13 protein-coding genes are annotated in these 13,870 nt (G+C 38.0%); 1 reads left to right on the top strand and 12 read right to left on the bottom strand.

The window, feature by feature from the left end:
• Positions 1 to 94: 94 nt before the first annotated feature.
• The 8 genes from CS937_RS15860 to CS937_RS15825 form a co-directional block, all read right to left on the bottom strand.
• The gene (locus CS937_RS15860) at positions 95 to 1,552 is read right to left on the bottom strand and encodes an APC family permease (RefSeq protein WP_099159450.1); all 1,458 of its coding nucleotides are present in this window, start codon (positions 1,550 to 1,552) and stop codon (positions 95 to 97) included.
• Positions 1,553 to 1,775: 223 nt separating this feature from the next.
• The gene (locus CS937_RS15855) at positions 1,776 to 2,900 is read right to left on the bottom strand and encodes an acyltransferase (protein WP_099159449.1); all 1,125 of its coding nucleotides are present in this window, start codon (positions 2,898 to 2,900) and stop codon (positions 1,776 to 1,778) included.
• 826 nt (positions 2,901 to 3,726) lie between these two features.
• Positions 3,727 to 4,596 carry a permease gene (locus CS937_RS15850; protein ID WP_099159448.1) on the bottom strand — a complete coding sequence of 290 codons (870 nt, stop codon included), beginning with the start codon at positions 4,594 to 4,596 and terminating at the stop codon, positions 3,727 to 3,729.
• Positions 4,597 to 4,657: 61 nt separating this feature from the next.
• Positions 4,658 to 4,978: an ArsR/SmtB family transcription factor gene (locus tag CS937_RS15845; RefSeq protein WP_099159447.1), complete on the bottom strand. Its 321-nt coding sequence runs from the start codon at positions 4,976 to 4,978 to the stop codon at positions 4,658 to 4,660.
• A 123-nt stretch (positions 4,979 to 5,101) separates the two neighbouring features.
• Complete coding sequence (locus CS937_RS15840; RefSeq protein ID WP_099159446.1) at positions 5,102 to 6,175, bottom strand: glycosyltransferase family 4 protein; 1,074 nt, start codon at positions 6,173 to 6,175, stop codon at positions 5,102 to 5,104.
• A 250-nt stretch (positions 6,176 to 6,425) separates the two neighbouring features.
• Positions 6,426 to 7,085: a TetR/AcrR family transcriptional regulator gene (locus CS937_RS15835; RefSeq protein ID WP_099159445.1), complete on the bottom strand. Its 660-nt coding sequence runs from the start codon at positions 7,083 to 7,085 to the stop codon at positions 6,426 to 6,428.
• Positions 7,086 to 7,127: 42 nt separating this feature from the next.
• Positions 7,128 to 8,144: an ABC transporter permease gene (locus tag CS937_RS15830; protein WP_099159444.1), complete on the bottom strand. Its 1,017-nt coding sequence runs from the start codon at positions 8,142 to 8,144 to the stop codon at positions 7,128 to 7,130.
• Positions 8,145 to 8,161: 17 nt separating this feature from the next.
• Positions 8,162 to 8,887, bottom strand: coding sequence for an ABC transporter ATP-binding protein (locus CS937_RS15825; protein WP_099159443.1), 726 nt, complete (start codon positions 8,885 to 8,887; stop codon positions 8,162 to 8,164).
• Positions 8,888 to 9,810: 923 nt separating this feature from the next.
• On the opposite strand from CS937_RS15825, the gene CS937_RS15820 reads away from it, so the two are divergent.
• Positions 9,811 to 10,239, top strand: coding sequence for a DUF2935 domain-containing protein (locus CS937_RS15820; RefSeq protein WP_099159442.1), 429 nt, complete (start codon positions 9,811 to 9,813; stop codon positions 10,237 to 10,239).
• Between the two features lie 42 nt (positions 10,240 to 10,281).
• Here CS937_RS15820 and CS937_RS15815 read toward each other — a convergent pair whose 3' ends face one another.
• From CS937_RS15815 to CS937_RS15800, 4 genes are read right to left on the bottom strand one after another with little or no spacing between them, the layout of a single operon-like run.
• On the bottom strand, positions 10,282 to 10,584 hold the full coding sequence (locus tag CS937_RS15815) for a PTS sugar transporter subunit IIB (protein ID WP_099159441.1): 303 nt from the start codon (positions 10,582 to 10,584) through the stop codon (positions 10,282 to 10,284).
• Positions 10,581 to 10,916, bottom strand: coding sequence for a PTS lactose/cellobiose transporter subunit IIA (locus CS937_RS15810; protein WP_099159440.1), 336 nt, complete (start codon positions 10,914 to 10,916; stop codon positions 10,581 to 10,583). The genes CS937_RS15815 and CS937_RS15810 overlap by 4 nt, the downstream gene beginning before the upstream one ends.
• Positions 10,917 to 10,918: 2 nt before the next feature.
• Positions 10,919 to 12,208: a PTS sugar transporter subunit IIC gene (locus tag CS937_RS15805; protein ID WP_099159439.1), complete on the bottom strand. Its 1,290-nt coding sequence runs from the start codon at positions 12,206 to 12,208 to the stop codon at positions 10,919 to 10,921.
• Position 12,209: 1 nt separating this feature from the next.
• Positions 12,210 to 13,529, bottom strand: a complete 1,320-nt coding sequence (locus tag CS937_RS15800) for a 6-phospho-beta-glucosidase (protein WP_099159438.1) — start codon at positions 13,527 to 13,529, stop codon at positions 12,210 to 12,212.
• Positions 13,530 to 13,870 lie beyond the last annotated feature (341 nt).

The following is a 13,870-nucleotide window of genomic DNA, read 5'->3' as shown; positions in this document are numbered from 1 at the left end:
TTAACTACGTATAAATTTATTGTAAATATCAATTAAATTTTATAAGCCATTAAAAACCCTGTCCTAGCTTTGTAGGACAGGGCATTGCTTTTCGTTATTCATTCTCTACTTCAATCTTCTTATTACCTAAAATCAAATAATTTAATTCCTCTTTTGGTATCTTATTAAACTCAGTTCGTTTAGCTAAGTAAAATACAAAGCCTAAAGCAACCCAAGCAATTAACGCGATTCTAGATTCAATTCCAAGAAACGCTGGTGATCCTGGAATTAATAAGAGACCGATAAATGTTAGACTTGCAAGCATACCAATAACTGAGATGAATTTCTTACCTGGTGCAACGACATGTTTTGCCGGATTAAATCCGCTGTCCATTGACCATTTAAAAATACTGAATGCAGTATAGCATGTATAGAAATACGCGATAGACACGCCAATTGAAGACATGTCTACTACCCATAGTAATGCCTCACGACCGAACCATGGAGCAAACATCGCAACTACCGCTGTGAAAATAATTCCAACATACGGTGTTTTATATTTAGGATGAACCTTTGAAAATACTTCTGGAATAATCTTTGCACGTGACATGGCGAATAATAAACGGCTTGATGAAATAATAAATCCATTTAATCCTGTGAAAATTCCCATGCTTAGTGCTACTACTAATAGTACTAATCCAAGTGTTCCCAATACATCTTGAATGGCAACAGCAGTACCCCAGATATGGTTTTCTGCGACCAATGCTTCCCATGGACTTGCCATGGCAGTTGCAGCAATCATGAAACTATATAATAATGCAGCAAACAAAATTGCTAAAATAATTAAACTAAATGCTTTCTTTGATGAAAAGTTAAATTCTTCTGCGGCCTGTGGAACGTTATCGAATCCAACATATGCCCAAGGCGCAATGGCTACGATTGATATAATAGCCGCAAACATCGATGTATCTGAAGGGAAGTATGGCTTAACATTATCAAACGTTGTGGCAGAGTCTACACCTACTAACAATGTGATAGCGACAACTCCAACAAGCATAATGACGCAAAAAACAAATTGCATGCTACCAGACAAACCAGTGCCACGAATATTTAGATAACCAAATATAATAAGTGCAGCAGAAGCTATAATAACCTCCATTCCATATACGTCCCAACCGGCTATTTGATACATATGGAGATTTTCGATTAGTTTAGGAAAAACAAATTTGAACATTAATGCAAACGCAGAAGCGTTCAGTGCAACAATACATATGTAGCCTAACGTTAAAAACCATCCGCATATAAATGCGTGTATACGGCCAAGACTGACAAAGGCGTATGCGAATTCTCCGCCTGATACGGGGAAGCTTTTAATTAAAAATCCATAACTAACAGCGATCAACATCATTAATGCCGCACCAATTAAAAATCCAATGATAACACCAAGTGGACCTCCACCGCCCATCCAGACAGTTGGTTGTACAAATGCACCCCAACCAATCGATGAACCTAAAGCGATTGCCCAGACCCAGTGTGGCTTTAATGACTTTTTCAGTTTCGTTCGCTCTTCCATGATTAAACCCCTTTTTATTTCTTGAAATTTTTCTACTTTACATTTATACCAAATCATGAATATTATAGCAATTTGCAAATAAGCAGTATTTGATTGTTATGATGGAGAATCTGGCGTATTTAGTTATATGGTCTTGCTAACCGCATTATTTTGTTGCTATTTGAATGTGTATACGGACATTTGGGATTTGTAGGTGGGACAAGGGGTCAGGTTCATTGTCCCACTATTGGTTATATTCTAATGTCCTGCTTTTCTCTTTAGTATAAGTCTTCCCTTCTTTTGGTGTAAGCATTACTTTTTTAGCTCGCTGAAGACCTGCATAAAATAGGTATGCAATGATAAATACGAATGGTGTAAATGCAATTTTCCAAAAGACTGTTTCTTGTATTTCTGTAAGGTTATATCTATTTATTAAAATCCGTATTGCTTCCATAATGAACACATGCGAGACATAGATTCCCACAGCGTTTGCGCCAATTTTGGAGATAAGGGTATTTTTGCCGACTTGGTTGTGTTTTATTATCGTTAAAAATAATAAAATTGTTAATGGAATTGTTGCAATAAAATAATTCTGTGCACTGCCCTCGAATATCTTTAATGTGATATATCCTTCGACAATTTGAACGATTGACAGTATGATCAACAAGCTAATATAAACGATAGTTGGAATTCTATTTGCTACGGTTCTTAGTTGTTTGGCATAAGCACCGAATCCGCCACCTAGGGCCACATAAAATAATCCGAAAAACAAGGCGTCTCTCGTATCTAACGTAACCTCATAAAACGCTGAGTAGGATTGACCGAATAAACCGTATATATTTAAACAAAGGCTTACAACGATCAAAAGCGGTAATAGCCTTATTTTCACAAAGATAAAAAGTAGAATTACAGACCATATTAATGCAAGTAAAAACCACAAATGATACTGTGTGTGACCAGCACCATAATAAAGAATTTCCCAGTTATAATAGCTCGCTAAATAATCCATGAACATCGATTTTAGTGCCTGTGTTGTCTTTTCAGTCTCGATGAATTGGATGATAAGATCGAAAAGGAAAAAGAACACAAACCATGCAAGCCAGAGTTTGGTTAGTTTTATGGTATATTTTTTAAAATATGCGAACTGTTTTCTAGTATTCGTTATACTGTTTATTTTTTGCACAAACAAATACCCTGATGCAACAAAAAAGAATGGTACAGCAAATCGGGCAAACGTATCAATAACAAAATCTATATCATCACCATGAATGGATCCAATTTCGACCCCTATAAACGTTCCCGTATGAATACACACAACAAAAAAAATTGCAAAGAACTTTACAAAATCAATACTATAATTACGTTCCATATGAGCACACTTCCCTTGTCTTGACCCCGATGTAATAGACAAAACGTGTGTTAAAAACAACTAATTTTTTTATATATTTCAAACATATTTATAATAAAACTTTTTCTACACCGTTCGCCTAAGGCAGCGAGGCGCTGGGGGTGTACGTGTTCAATGTAATATAGATATAACACTGTAAAATGATTGAAAAATATTGCAATAAAAAAGCATCTATCTACTTGCATATCGATGCTAAAATTCGCCTTTTACATCTACTAATTCGATAGGATCGTATTTTAGAATTTCGGATCGTATTTGATTCGTTTCCGCTCATATTTTCCAAATTTGGATCGTATTTTTATTAATTGGCTCGTATTCGATAGTATTTGGATCGTATTGCCATAATTTAGGGTATTTAATGTGGGAAAACAACTTCATTGTGTTGGATAGCAACGTATGGACTGCGCCCTACCAAGCAAGGTGGTTCGGTGTTGCCGCGCAAAGTGGCGATTTTAACCGAACATTCCTACCGTAGGAAATAAAGGAAACACGATGAGCGTAAGCGAGTCGATGTTGACTTATCGTACGAAGGCATCGGTCAGTCAATTAGGCGTTGGGTGCTGGAGCTGGAAGTGGCTGATACGGTTGTTTATCCACAGCTATCAAATTTTATAGTACGCTAATCAATAAAAAAACTAGAGGCATCAAACAGCCCCTAGTTTTTATTAACTAACAACATCTTTCCCTATCATCCTTCACCTCGACAATCTTTACATCACAACAGTCTTTGTCTTTATTCTGCAGTACTTTTCCAACTAACTTTTTCATATAAACTCACCTCCCTTCGTTAGACCAAATAAAAGATAAATCCTGATATGGTCGCCATTGAAATTACAGAAACCACAAATGCGATAACAAGTTGTTTATGAAAAATTGATTTCAACAAAATGACTTCTGGTAAGCTTGCACCTGCAGAACTGATCATCATTGCCATTACCGGTCCTAGGGCCATACCCTTCATGATGAACACTTGTGAGATTGGGATCATGCTGGATAGTCGAATGTATAAAGGGATACCGATTATCGCAGCGATTGGAACAATCCACCACGTTTCGCGGCCAAACCAGCTTGCAATCCATTCCCCTGGCACCAGTCCATGAATAAATGCTCCAATGGCTGCACCAATTAATAAGTATGGATAAACACTTTTCATAAGCGATAGCGTCTCTTGCCATGCACCTTTCCAATTAAATTGTTTTTCCTCTTCCTGTAAGCCTGTTACTATCACGTTTTTCACATAGCGTTTAAATCCGAATTTTTCTAAAGATAATCCGATGATTATAGAGAAAACAGCAGTAATTATTGTATATATAATGGTCACTTTCCAGCCAAGAATCACACCCATCAACGTAAGAATGGTTGGGTCCAGTACAGGCGATGCAAATAGAAATACCATTACAACGCCAAACGGCATTTTTTTACTGAGCATGTTTACAACAACCGGGATGGTTGAACAGGAACAAAATGGTGTGATGAATGCAAATACTAGTGCTGCTAGAACCCCGATCGATTTATTACTTTTTCCAAGGTACTGTTCAATCTTTTGGTATGGTATGTAGGATTGTAGAGCGCTTAATAAAAAGGAAATTAAAAAGAACAATACGGTTAACTCAGCTGCAATCCATAGAAAGCTTTTCACCATTTCCACGTTTAACATCTCCTTAAATCAAATTTATTTGATTTATACATCAAAAAAAATTGATGTATACCTAAAAAAATTACCTAGCTGGTACAAACAGACAACATAATTCATCGGATAGCAAATGTTTCACTTCCGCTTCGTTCAGTTCATAATAACCCCATGTACCACGTGTTGTTTTCGAAATTAAATTTGCATCTAATAATATTTTTAAGTGATACGAAAGCTTTGATTGTGGCATCCCAATCATTTCAACTAAATCACAGACACATGTGGAACCATTTTGCGTAAGGATATTCATGATATGCAATCGTTTTTTATCGGAAAGCGCTTTGAACTTTGCTGCGTACGTATCAAATGTTTCTTCTAAAGATATATCAGTGTATTGTAATTCTTTCATGTTGATCACTCCATTATATCAAATTATTTTGATTTAATTATAGTATACACGTTGGTTTTTGGAATGCAAGGGATTTAATCAAAAAAAGTTGATTTAATTGTTATAAAGAGAAGCAGTTTTCTTCTACTCCCTCTCTCTCCTCTTAAACAACTTCCCCAACGCATCCAAAACAGGCTTTTTCCCATTCATCACTAATCCACCAAGTTCAGCAAAAATATGAATCAGGATGATAATTAAACATGTCACGATCATTGTCATGGATAGTGGTGCGTTGGAAAATAATATCGCCATAGTTCCGAATAGTGCGCTAAAGCCATAAATAATCAGTACTGTTTTTCGGTGACTATACCCTGCTCTGAGCAGTTGATAATGTATATGTTTGTTATCTGCCATCATAATATTTTCTTTATTGTATGCACGGCGAATGATTGCAAAAAGAGTGTCAAATATCGGTACAGCAAGGATAATGATCGGAATGATAAAGCTAAATAAGGCAATATTTTTGAACAGTCCAAGCATTGAAACCACCGCAATTGAATAGCCAAGGAAATTCGATCCAGTATCACCCATATAAATTTTTGCCGGATAAAAATTATGATACAAAAAGCCAAGATTTGCGCCTATAAGTACAATACATAAATATGCTGCTATCAGTTGTACATCGATAATCGCCATAACAAACATGCTTATTAAAGCTATGGTTGTTACACCGGTTGCGAGTCCATCAAGCCCGTCGATTAAGTTGATCGCATTTGTTATGCCAACAACCCATAAAACGGTTATGAGAACACTAAAAAATCCAAGGTCAACTAAGCCAAAAACGGGTACGGTAATTCGCTCAATAATTAGTCCAGATGAAATGAGAAAAGACGCTGCAATCAACTGCCCAGATAATTTAATAACTGGGCGTATTTGATATTTATCATCTAGCATCCCTGTAATTAATATAACGATGGCACCAAGTAATATTTCAAGTAGATGCTCGTGCTTTGGCTGTAAATAAAGTGCACCTAAAAAAGCACCTAGAAAGATGGCTACCCCCCCTAATCTGGGAGTGACATATTTATGGATTTTCCTTGCATTAGGTAGATCTACAACGCCAAGTTTAATGGCAAGTTTTTTTATTGGATATGTAAGTAAAAACGTTGAAATAAGTGCGATAAAAAATGCTATAACTAAATCGACATAATTGAACATAATTAGCTCCTAGTTTGGTGTGGTCGTTCTGTGATGTCTTGTGAATTTATACGCCAAATTTTGACATGGCTTGAATTTGATTATATCGAAATATAGGGAGGGTTAGCAAATTAATTTTTTGTGGGACATGGGGTCGGTTCTCTTGTCCCACTTTCTAATGGGAATAGGGGCAGATATGGTTGTTGCTCGAGTTTGAGGCTTGATCACTAGTGTGAAGCATCGGGACAGTGGACCTGTCCCCATGTCCCGCTCATTTCCCTATTCCGTTCATAATATAGGTTATGGTCTGTTTTATTTCTGCTTCGTCATCCCATTCTTTGTTTGGCTGTACGATAAAACGGGTGATCAAGAAACCGATAATAGTTGGGGCCATCATACGAATGATCGTGTCGTTTGGGAGATCTTTTATTTGGCCCTGTTCTTTGTAATAATTTAATGTTCGGTTGACGGCTGGGTATATTTTTTCCATGAATACTTTTTTATAAGTGGCTTGGATTTCCGAATGAAACGCTAGTTCCTGCAACAATATTTTAACCAACGGAATATTCGATTTTGCAAACTCAAAGCGATTTTTGATAAATGCATATAAAAAGTCTTCAAAATTTGTGTGCGATTCTTGGAAAACCTCTTCGACAAATTTCTTGGCAAAAAACGGTGCCGAGAAATGTGTAATGACTGGTTTTACAATTGAAATAAGCAGATCTTTTTTTGTCCGATAATGACGAAAAATAGTGCCCTCTGCCACGCCAGCGCGTTTGGCGATTTCGCTTGTTGACGTAGCAGAGTACCCTTTTTCCGAGATAATTTCGATTGCCGCTTCCAGTATTTTTATTTGTTTCGGTGTCATATTTTCTGCTTCACTTAGCTCTTCAGTCATGGAGTGGAGTGTTGATTTATCTATTTCTGACATTGCATAATCCTCCTAGCATTTCTAACCAACTACTTTATTCTATTATAACTTTCGATGTTGTTTTAATGCCAATATATTAAGAAGGATAAATACTAACGAAAAGCCAACCAATATTCCAATGTCACCTAAAACAGCTGACAGTTCTTGACCACGAATCATTATTTCTTTCAGTGCATCTGCTCCATACGTAAGCGGCATGATTTTGCCAATTGCATCTAACCAGCCAACCGATTCAATGTGAAAGATTCCAGAAAAGAAAACCTGTGGAACAATTACAACCGGGATGAACTGGAACATTTGAAATTCATTTTTAGCATATGCGGATAAAAGTGTAGCTAAACTTAGTGCTGTAATTGCAAGTAAAAAAGTTATTAATAGCACTGCCCAGAATGAACCTTCCATATAAATATCTAGAACATATATCGAATAAACCGCGATAACAATTGACTGTAATAGAATAAAAATTCCAAAACCGCTTAGATAACCAACTACAATTTCCCATCGTCTTAATGGAGTTGCTAGTAAGCGTTCTAGCGTTCCTTGTGTACGTTCACGTAAGAATGATACCCCACCGATAATGAACACGAAGAAAAATACGAAGAATCCGATTAATACCGGGCCAACATTATCGAATAAGTTTAAGTCTGTTGAGCCATGCAGGAAATTGACTTCCATATTTAATGAGTTGGGATTTAACTGTTTGGATGTTTGATTTAACACTTGTTGTACAGCTGACGTAGCGGTTGAGTCACTGCCTTCCATTGTTAGCTCCACTTGATCCTTTTTCCAGGTTAAATGGGCATCAACTTCTTTATCACCTAACGCCTCTTCCGCTTCATTAGGGCTCATTTCTATAATCGTTGCATCTTGTTCTTCCAGTAAATCTTGCATTTGTTCCGGTACATCCGTTACTGCAATAGTAGGTTCGTATTGATCCAAATCCAACACTAGCCATAACAATGTCATTACAAGTAAGGGAGCGACCATCATTAATGCTATGCTTCGTTTATCCCGTAAAAATTGCTGAACGATCCGTTTAATAATTGCGCGAATTCGCATGCTGAACACCTCCAATATTAGTGATGATTACTTTTTCCGTATTGTAAAAATGCTTCTTCCAATGTTCCGGTCCTACTTTTTTCAATTAATTGATCTGGACTTCCCTGTGCAATTACATATCCATCACGTAGCATTGCCAGATTATCGCACTTTTCAGCTTCATCCATTACATGAGTCGTGACAATTATTGTTGTTCCCTGCTTCTGGAGCTTTTTTAAATCCTGCCAAATAGATGCACGAAGAACCGGGTCAATCCCTACTGTGGGTTCATCCAGGATCAGCAGTTTTGGTTGATGTAAAAGAGCAACAGCCAACGACATACGCCGCTTCATACCACCTGAATAATGCTCCAATGTTTTGTCTAAGTGTGCAGTAAGATCAACAATTTCAGCAACTTCTTGAACACGTTGTTTTTGCTGCTTTTTTGGAATGCCGTAAATGCTCGCAAAAAAATAAAGATTTTCCTTTGCAGTTAATTCACTATACAGGGCATCCGACTGTGCCATGTAGCCGATTTCTTGCATTAGTTTTAACGAAGGCATTTTTTGATTGTCAATGTGAACTGTACCCTTTGTTGGGTTTAACAGACCAATGATAATTTTCACAAGCGTGGTTTTACCCGACCCAGATGGACCAAGTAAACCAAAAAGTTGCCCCTGTGGTATGGCGAGATCTACGTTTTTTATAACCGTTTCATCTTTAAAGCTCTGCTGAATAGAATTTAAGGTAATAAATGATGACATGGTGTGACCTCCTTTTGATTTGAAATTTGTTTTATAGTGAGTGATTACTCACTTTTTATGATAGTATATTTATATATATTTGTAAATTAGTATTTTTAATTTTAATAATTATTATGTCTGATCGACAGTCGCGCGGTTACGGTATTTTATCGCGGGTTCCGGGTCGGGATTGATCGGTTTCATCTCTTTATTGCACGCTCGCGGACGGGTATTGTACGATTTCCTCTCATTATTGCGCGCTTAGACCGGGGATTGCACGGGTTCACATCATCATAGCACGCTCGGACCGGGGATTGCGCGGTTTCCTCTCATTATCGCACGCTCAGTCCAAGTTGCGCGGTTTCCTCTCATTACCGCGCGTTCGCGACCGGGGATTGCGCGGTTTCATCTCTTATTGCGCGCTCTAGCCCAGAAATTGCACCGGTTCTCCTCATTACCGCGCGTTCGCGGACCGGGATTGCGCGATTTCCTCTCTTATTGCACGCTCAGACCCAAGTTGCGCGATTTCCTCTCATTACCGCGCGTTCGCGAACCGGGATTGCGCGGTTTCATCTCTTATTGCGCGCTCTAGCCCAGAAATTGCACCGGTTTTCCTCATTACCGCGCGTTCGCGGACCGGGATTGCGCGATTTCCTCTCATTATCGCACGCTCAGTCCAAGTTGCGCGGTTTCCTCTCATTATCGCACGCTCACGGACGGGATTGCGCGATTTCCTCTCATCATTGCGCGCTCTAGCCCAGAAATTGCACCGGTTTTCCTCATCATGGCGCGCTCGGACACAGATTCTGCGCGATCACTGCTCATCATAGTTCACCACAAAAACGTAATTTCCCTCAACTAAGACAATCTTTTTTACATGTTTTCCATTTCACAAGCATACATATTATTGGACAGATATATTTTTCATCAGGGGGGTTGTGCGGGTGCAATTTTATTATGGGAGTCAAATGCCACTTCGGGTGTTGGATGAGGCGGAGTTTTGGAAGGAGCAGGAAGCAGAGCATACTGTTGTCATGCGAGAGCTTGTACGGGATTTAGAGCAGGAGTATGTTGATGCGTTGAAGCGTTGGGAGGATGTGCTGAATACGACACACCAGCATGTTGAGCGTTTTGTTGAGTCTGTGATCCGGAGTGGTAATCAACTATCTCCACAGTTGTATCAGCAGGTGCTCGAGCTTGTTACGTTTTGCTTGCAGGAGAGCGTTGCGTTTACACAGTTTTGTAAGCAGGTAAAAACGGAGAGTAAGGCTGTTTCCAAGAATCCAACGGCAAAAGTAGTTATTGATCATATTATTGATGAATCTGATTATTTCATTGGCATTGCTCAGACAATTTTATATGAGCAAAATTAATAAAAAATGGCTTGCATCCCTATCCCTGCAAGCCATTTTTGTTTATTTCATTAAATTTATTGCTTGATCCAGTACCTTATCCCCTTGGATCATTCCATACGCCATTTGATCAATTATAGCTGCTTTAATCCCTTTTGGTTCCACTTGTTCTTTTATTTTTTTCTCGAGATAACGAACTTGTGGACCGATTAATACAACGTCCAGATTTTCCATGTTATTTTTCAACTCAGACTCTGCCACTGCTTTAATTTCTGCTTCAATATTTCTCTCTTCTGCAGATTTGCGCATTTTGTTAACGAGCATGGATGTGGACATTCCTGCTGAACATACTAATATAATTTTCATTGTTTATCCTCCAAGCGTTTCATTTTCTCGTACATATCAATCATTTCATTGGCTAAATCCTTCACGGTCATTGCGGTCATTAAATGATCCTGTGCATGAACTAAAATAACTGTGACATCATTTTTGTGCCCATTCGCTTCATCTTGTAAAAGCTTTGTTTGACCATGGTGCGCTTTAGCAAATTCCTGATCTGCTTCTTGGATCTTTTCACGTGCGTCGTCAAATTTGTATTCTTTTGCTAGAGCAATTGCTTCCATCGCGCTTGATCGTGCATTGCCTGCATGCAGAATGATGTTAAACGAAAGCATTTGCATATCTTCGGCTGTTTCCATGATTATTTACCCTCCATACGTTGTTTCAAGGTTCTTGCACCCGCCAAAACAAACGGTATATAAAGAAGTACCGCAACAGTAAGATTCACTATTTGAAGTGCAATTCCACGCCAGCTTCCACCTGTTACGAGATACCCACTTAAAATTGGTGGTGTTGTCCATGGTAGAATGGCGACTGTCTTTGGTACAATTCCTGTTGCAAGTGCTACATACGAAATAATGGTTAACGTAACTGGTACTAATATAAATGGTATTAACATTACTGGATTTAACACGATTGGTAATCCAAAAATTACTGGTTCGTTAATATTAAATAATCCAGCTGGAGCTGACAGTTTAGCTACTTCACGGTATGGATGTTTTTGTTCATTACGAATAACAATAAAGATTGCGATTAATAAAGCGATTGTTGTACCTGACCCACCCATGAATACAAATGAATCTAAGAATGGTTTCGTAACTACGTATGGTACGTCAAAAGCAGACATTCCACCTTGGAAAAGGTCTAAGTTTTTCTCAATTAAAGGTAAATAAATTGGTTCAATAACAGAGCCAATTATATTTGTTCCATGTAAACCGAAGAACCATAATATATGATTGACAAATGCGATAATGATAGCTGCTGGCAACGTGTTACCAAGTCCTTGTAATGGCTTTTGGATTGCCGTAAAGATTACTTCAAACACACTGACTTCAGCGAACACTGCCATAAGTGCTTGGAATAAACCTACAAGAATTAAGATAAGTGTTGCTGGGATTAATGCTGTAAATGATCTTGCTACACCTTCAGGAACACCCTCGGGCATTTTTATCGTAAATTTAGAGTTAACTAGTATTCTAAAAAGCTCTGTTAGGATTAATGCTAGAATGATAGCAACAAATAACCCTTGCGTTCCCATCCATGCAGCATTTAATCCACCGTCTCCTGTCCATGGAACTAGCATAATGTATGCGGCTGCAGAAATCAAACCCGCTGATAATCCATCAACACTATATGATTTTGCTAAGTTGTATGCGATGGAAAAAGCAATTAACAATCCAAGTATCGCAAACGTTCCATTCCATATACTGCCTCCAACTTGTTGCCAGTTTCCATCTCCAAATATACCATTCATCCACTCGACAAATTTAAAATCTCCGAATGCTGGAAAGTTATTGACCAAAATTGCAAGTGAACCAACAATTACTAATGGCATAATTGCGACAAATCCATCACGAATAGCAACTAGATGACGCTGAGATCCGATACGCCCGGCAATTTCAATAAACTTTTGCATAAACCTATTATTCATTCTAATTCCCCCTCGAATTAAAAAATTGTGGTAAATACGTTTTATGTGCTTCCAAAAGCTCGTCAAGCATTACTTTACTGCGCTTTTCATCGGTAATTAATGGATTCATCACCAAGGCTGTATAGGCATCGTTATAATTTCCAGTAATGCTTGCGCGAATGACAAGTTCTTCAAACGCTTTCATTTGATAGATGATTCCTTTTACAGTGTGTGGTAATGGGCCAACAGTTAACGGTTTAGGACCGTGTTTTGTAATAACACAATTCACCTCGATAACACAATCGTCAGGTAAATCCGAAATTGCTCCATTGTTTAACGTGTTAACTGTTTGGATGTCTTCTTTATTATTGTAAATGGAATCCATCAAACTACATGCAACCTCACTATAAAATGCACCTCCTCGTTTCTCTAATTCTTTCGGTTTTTCTCGTAGTTCAGGATTCTTGTATATATCAAAAAGTGATTCTTCTAGCTGTTGGACAACCTCTGCTCGTATCCCGTGTTCCTCGTAAGCTTTGAGGTCTTTTTCCAATACATCTTTTGTTTGAAAATAGTATTGATGATATGGATTTGGTAAAAGTTGAATCGAGTCGATAAATTCCTTTGACCAGCCAAGATTTACGATGTTTGCTGGTGAATAATCAAGTCCATCAACCAATATCCGCAAAACTTCAGAGGTGCGATCCATCCCTTTCACGTAAACCTTTTTGCCAAAAACAAAATGGTTCATCCCAACAAACTCAATTTTCACATCCTCTGGTGATGCATCTAACATCTCAGCGGTAGAATGACGCATGTTGTATGGAATGTTACAAACACCAATGACCTTTTTATGAGCGGAATGTTTTAAAAGTGCCTCTGTCACAATACCAGCTGGATTTGTAAAGTTGATGATCCATGCATCTGGACAGATACGATGAACATCTTCAGCAAGCTTCATTAAAACGGGTATGGTACGAAATGCTTTAAAAATACCGCCAGCTCCATTTGTTTCTTGACCAATAAAGCCATGGCTTAATGGAATCCGTTCATCTTTTGCCCGAGCATCTAACCCGCCAACACGGATTTGTGTGGAAACAAAATCAGCATTTTCCAGTGCCTTTTCCCGGTCGAATGTCCAGGTGAGTTTAATAGATTTATTTGCTTGCTCGATCATCCGTAATAATAGATTTCCGATGATTTCAAGTTTTTTCTTTCCCATTTCGATATCTACAAGGACAATTTCTGTCACTGGAAAAGAATCATGTCGACGAATAATTCCTTCAATAATTTCCGGGGTGTAGCTTGATCCCCCACCGACTATTACCAATTTTAGTGTCATGGTGATTAAACTCCTTCTTATGTTATTTTTGAAAACGCTTTAATTAAAGCCTATACGAATCCGGGACAAGGGGTCAGTCCCTCTGTCCCACCGTGTTCGATTTGCATAATATCCTCTGTTTACATATATATGATTAACTTATCATAAAATGTATCATACAAATTTTTAATTGTCCATACATCTTGTAAATTATTGTAGTAACATTTATAAATATTGTCATTATAAGTAGTATCTTGTACACTTTAAAGAGAAAGTGAAACTTCATTCAATTAGGGGTACCTTTCCCAAATGAATGTTAGCTAAATGAATCAGTCCTTTATGGGTAGTTGATTCCCACTAAT

The sequence above is a fragment of the Virgibacillus ndiopensis genome (assembly GCF_900187325.1).
Taxonomy (GTDB): Bacteria; Bacillota; Bacilli; order Bacillales; family Amphibacillaceae; genus Virgibacillus_E; species Virgibacillus_E ndiopensis.
This window is presented reverse-complemented; position numbering and strand designations above follow the sequence as displayed.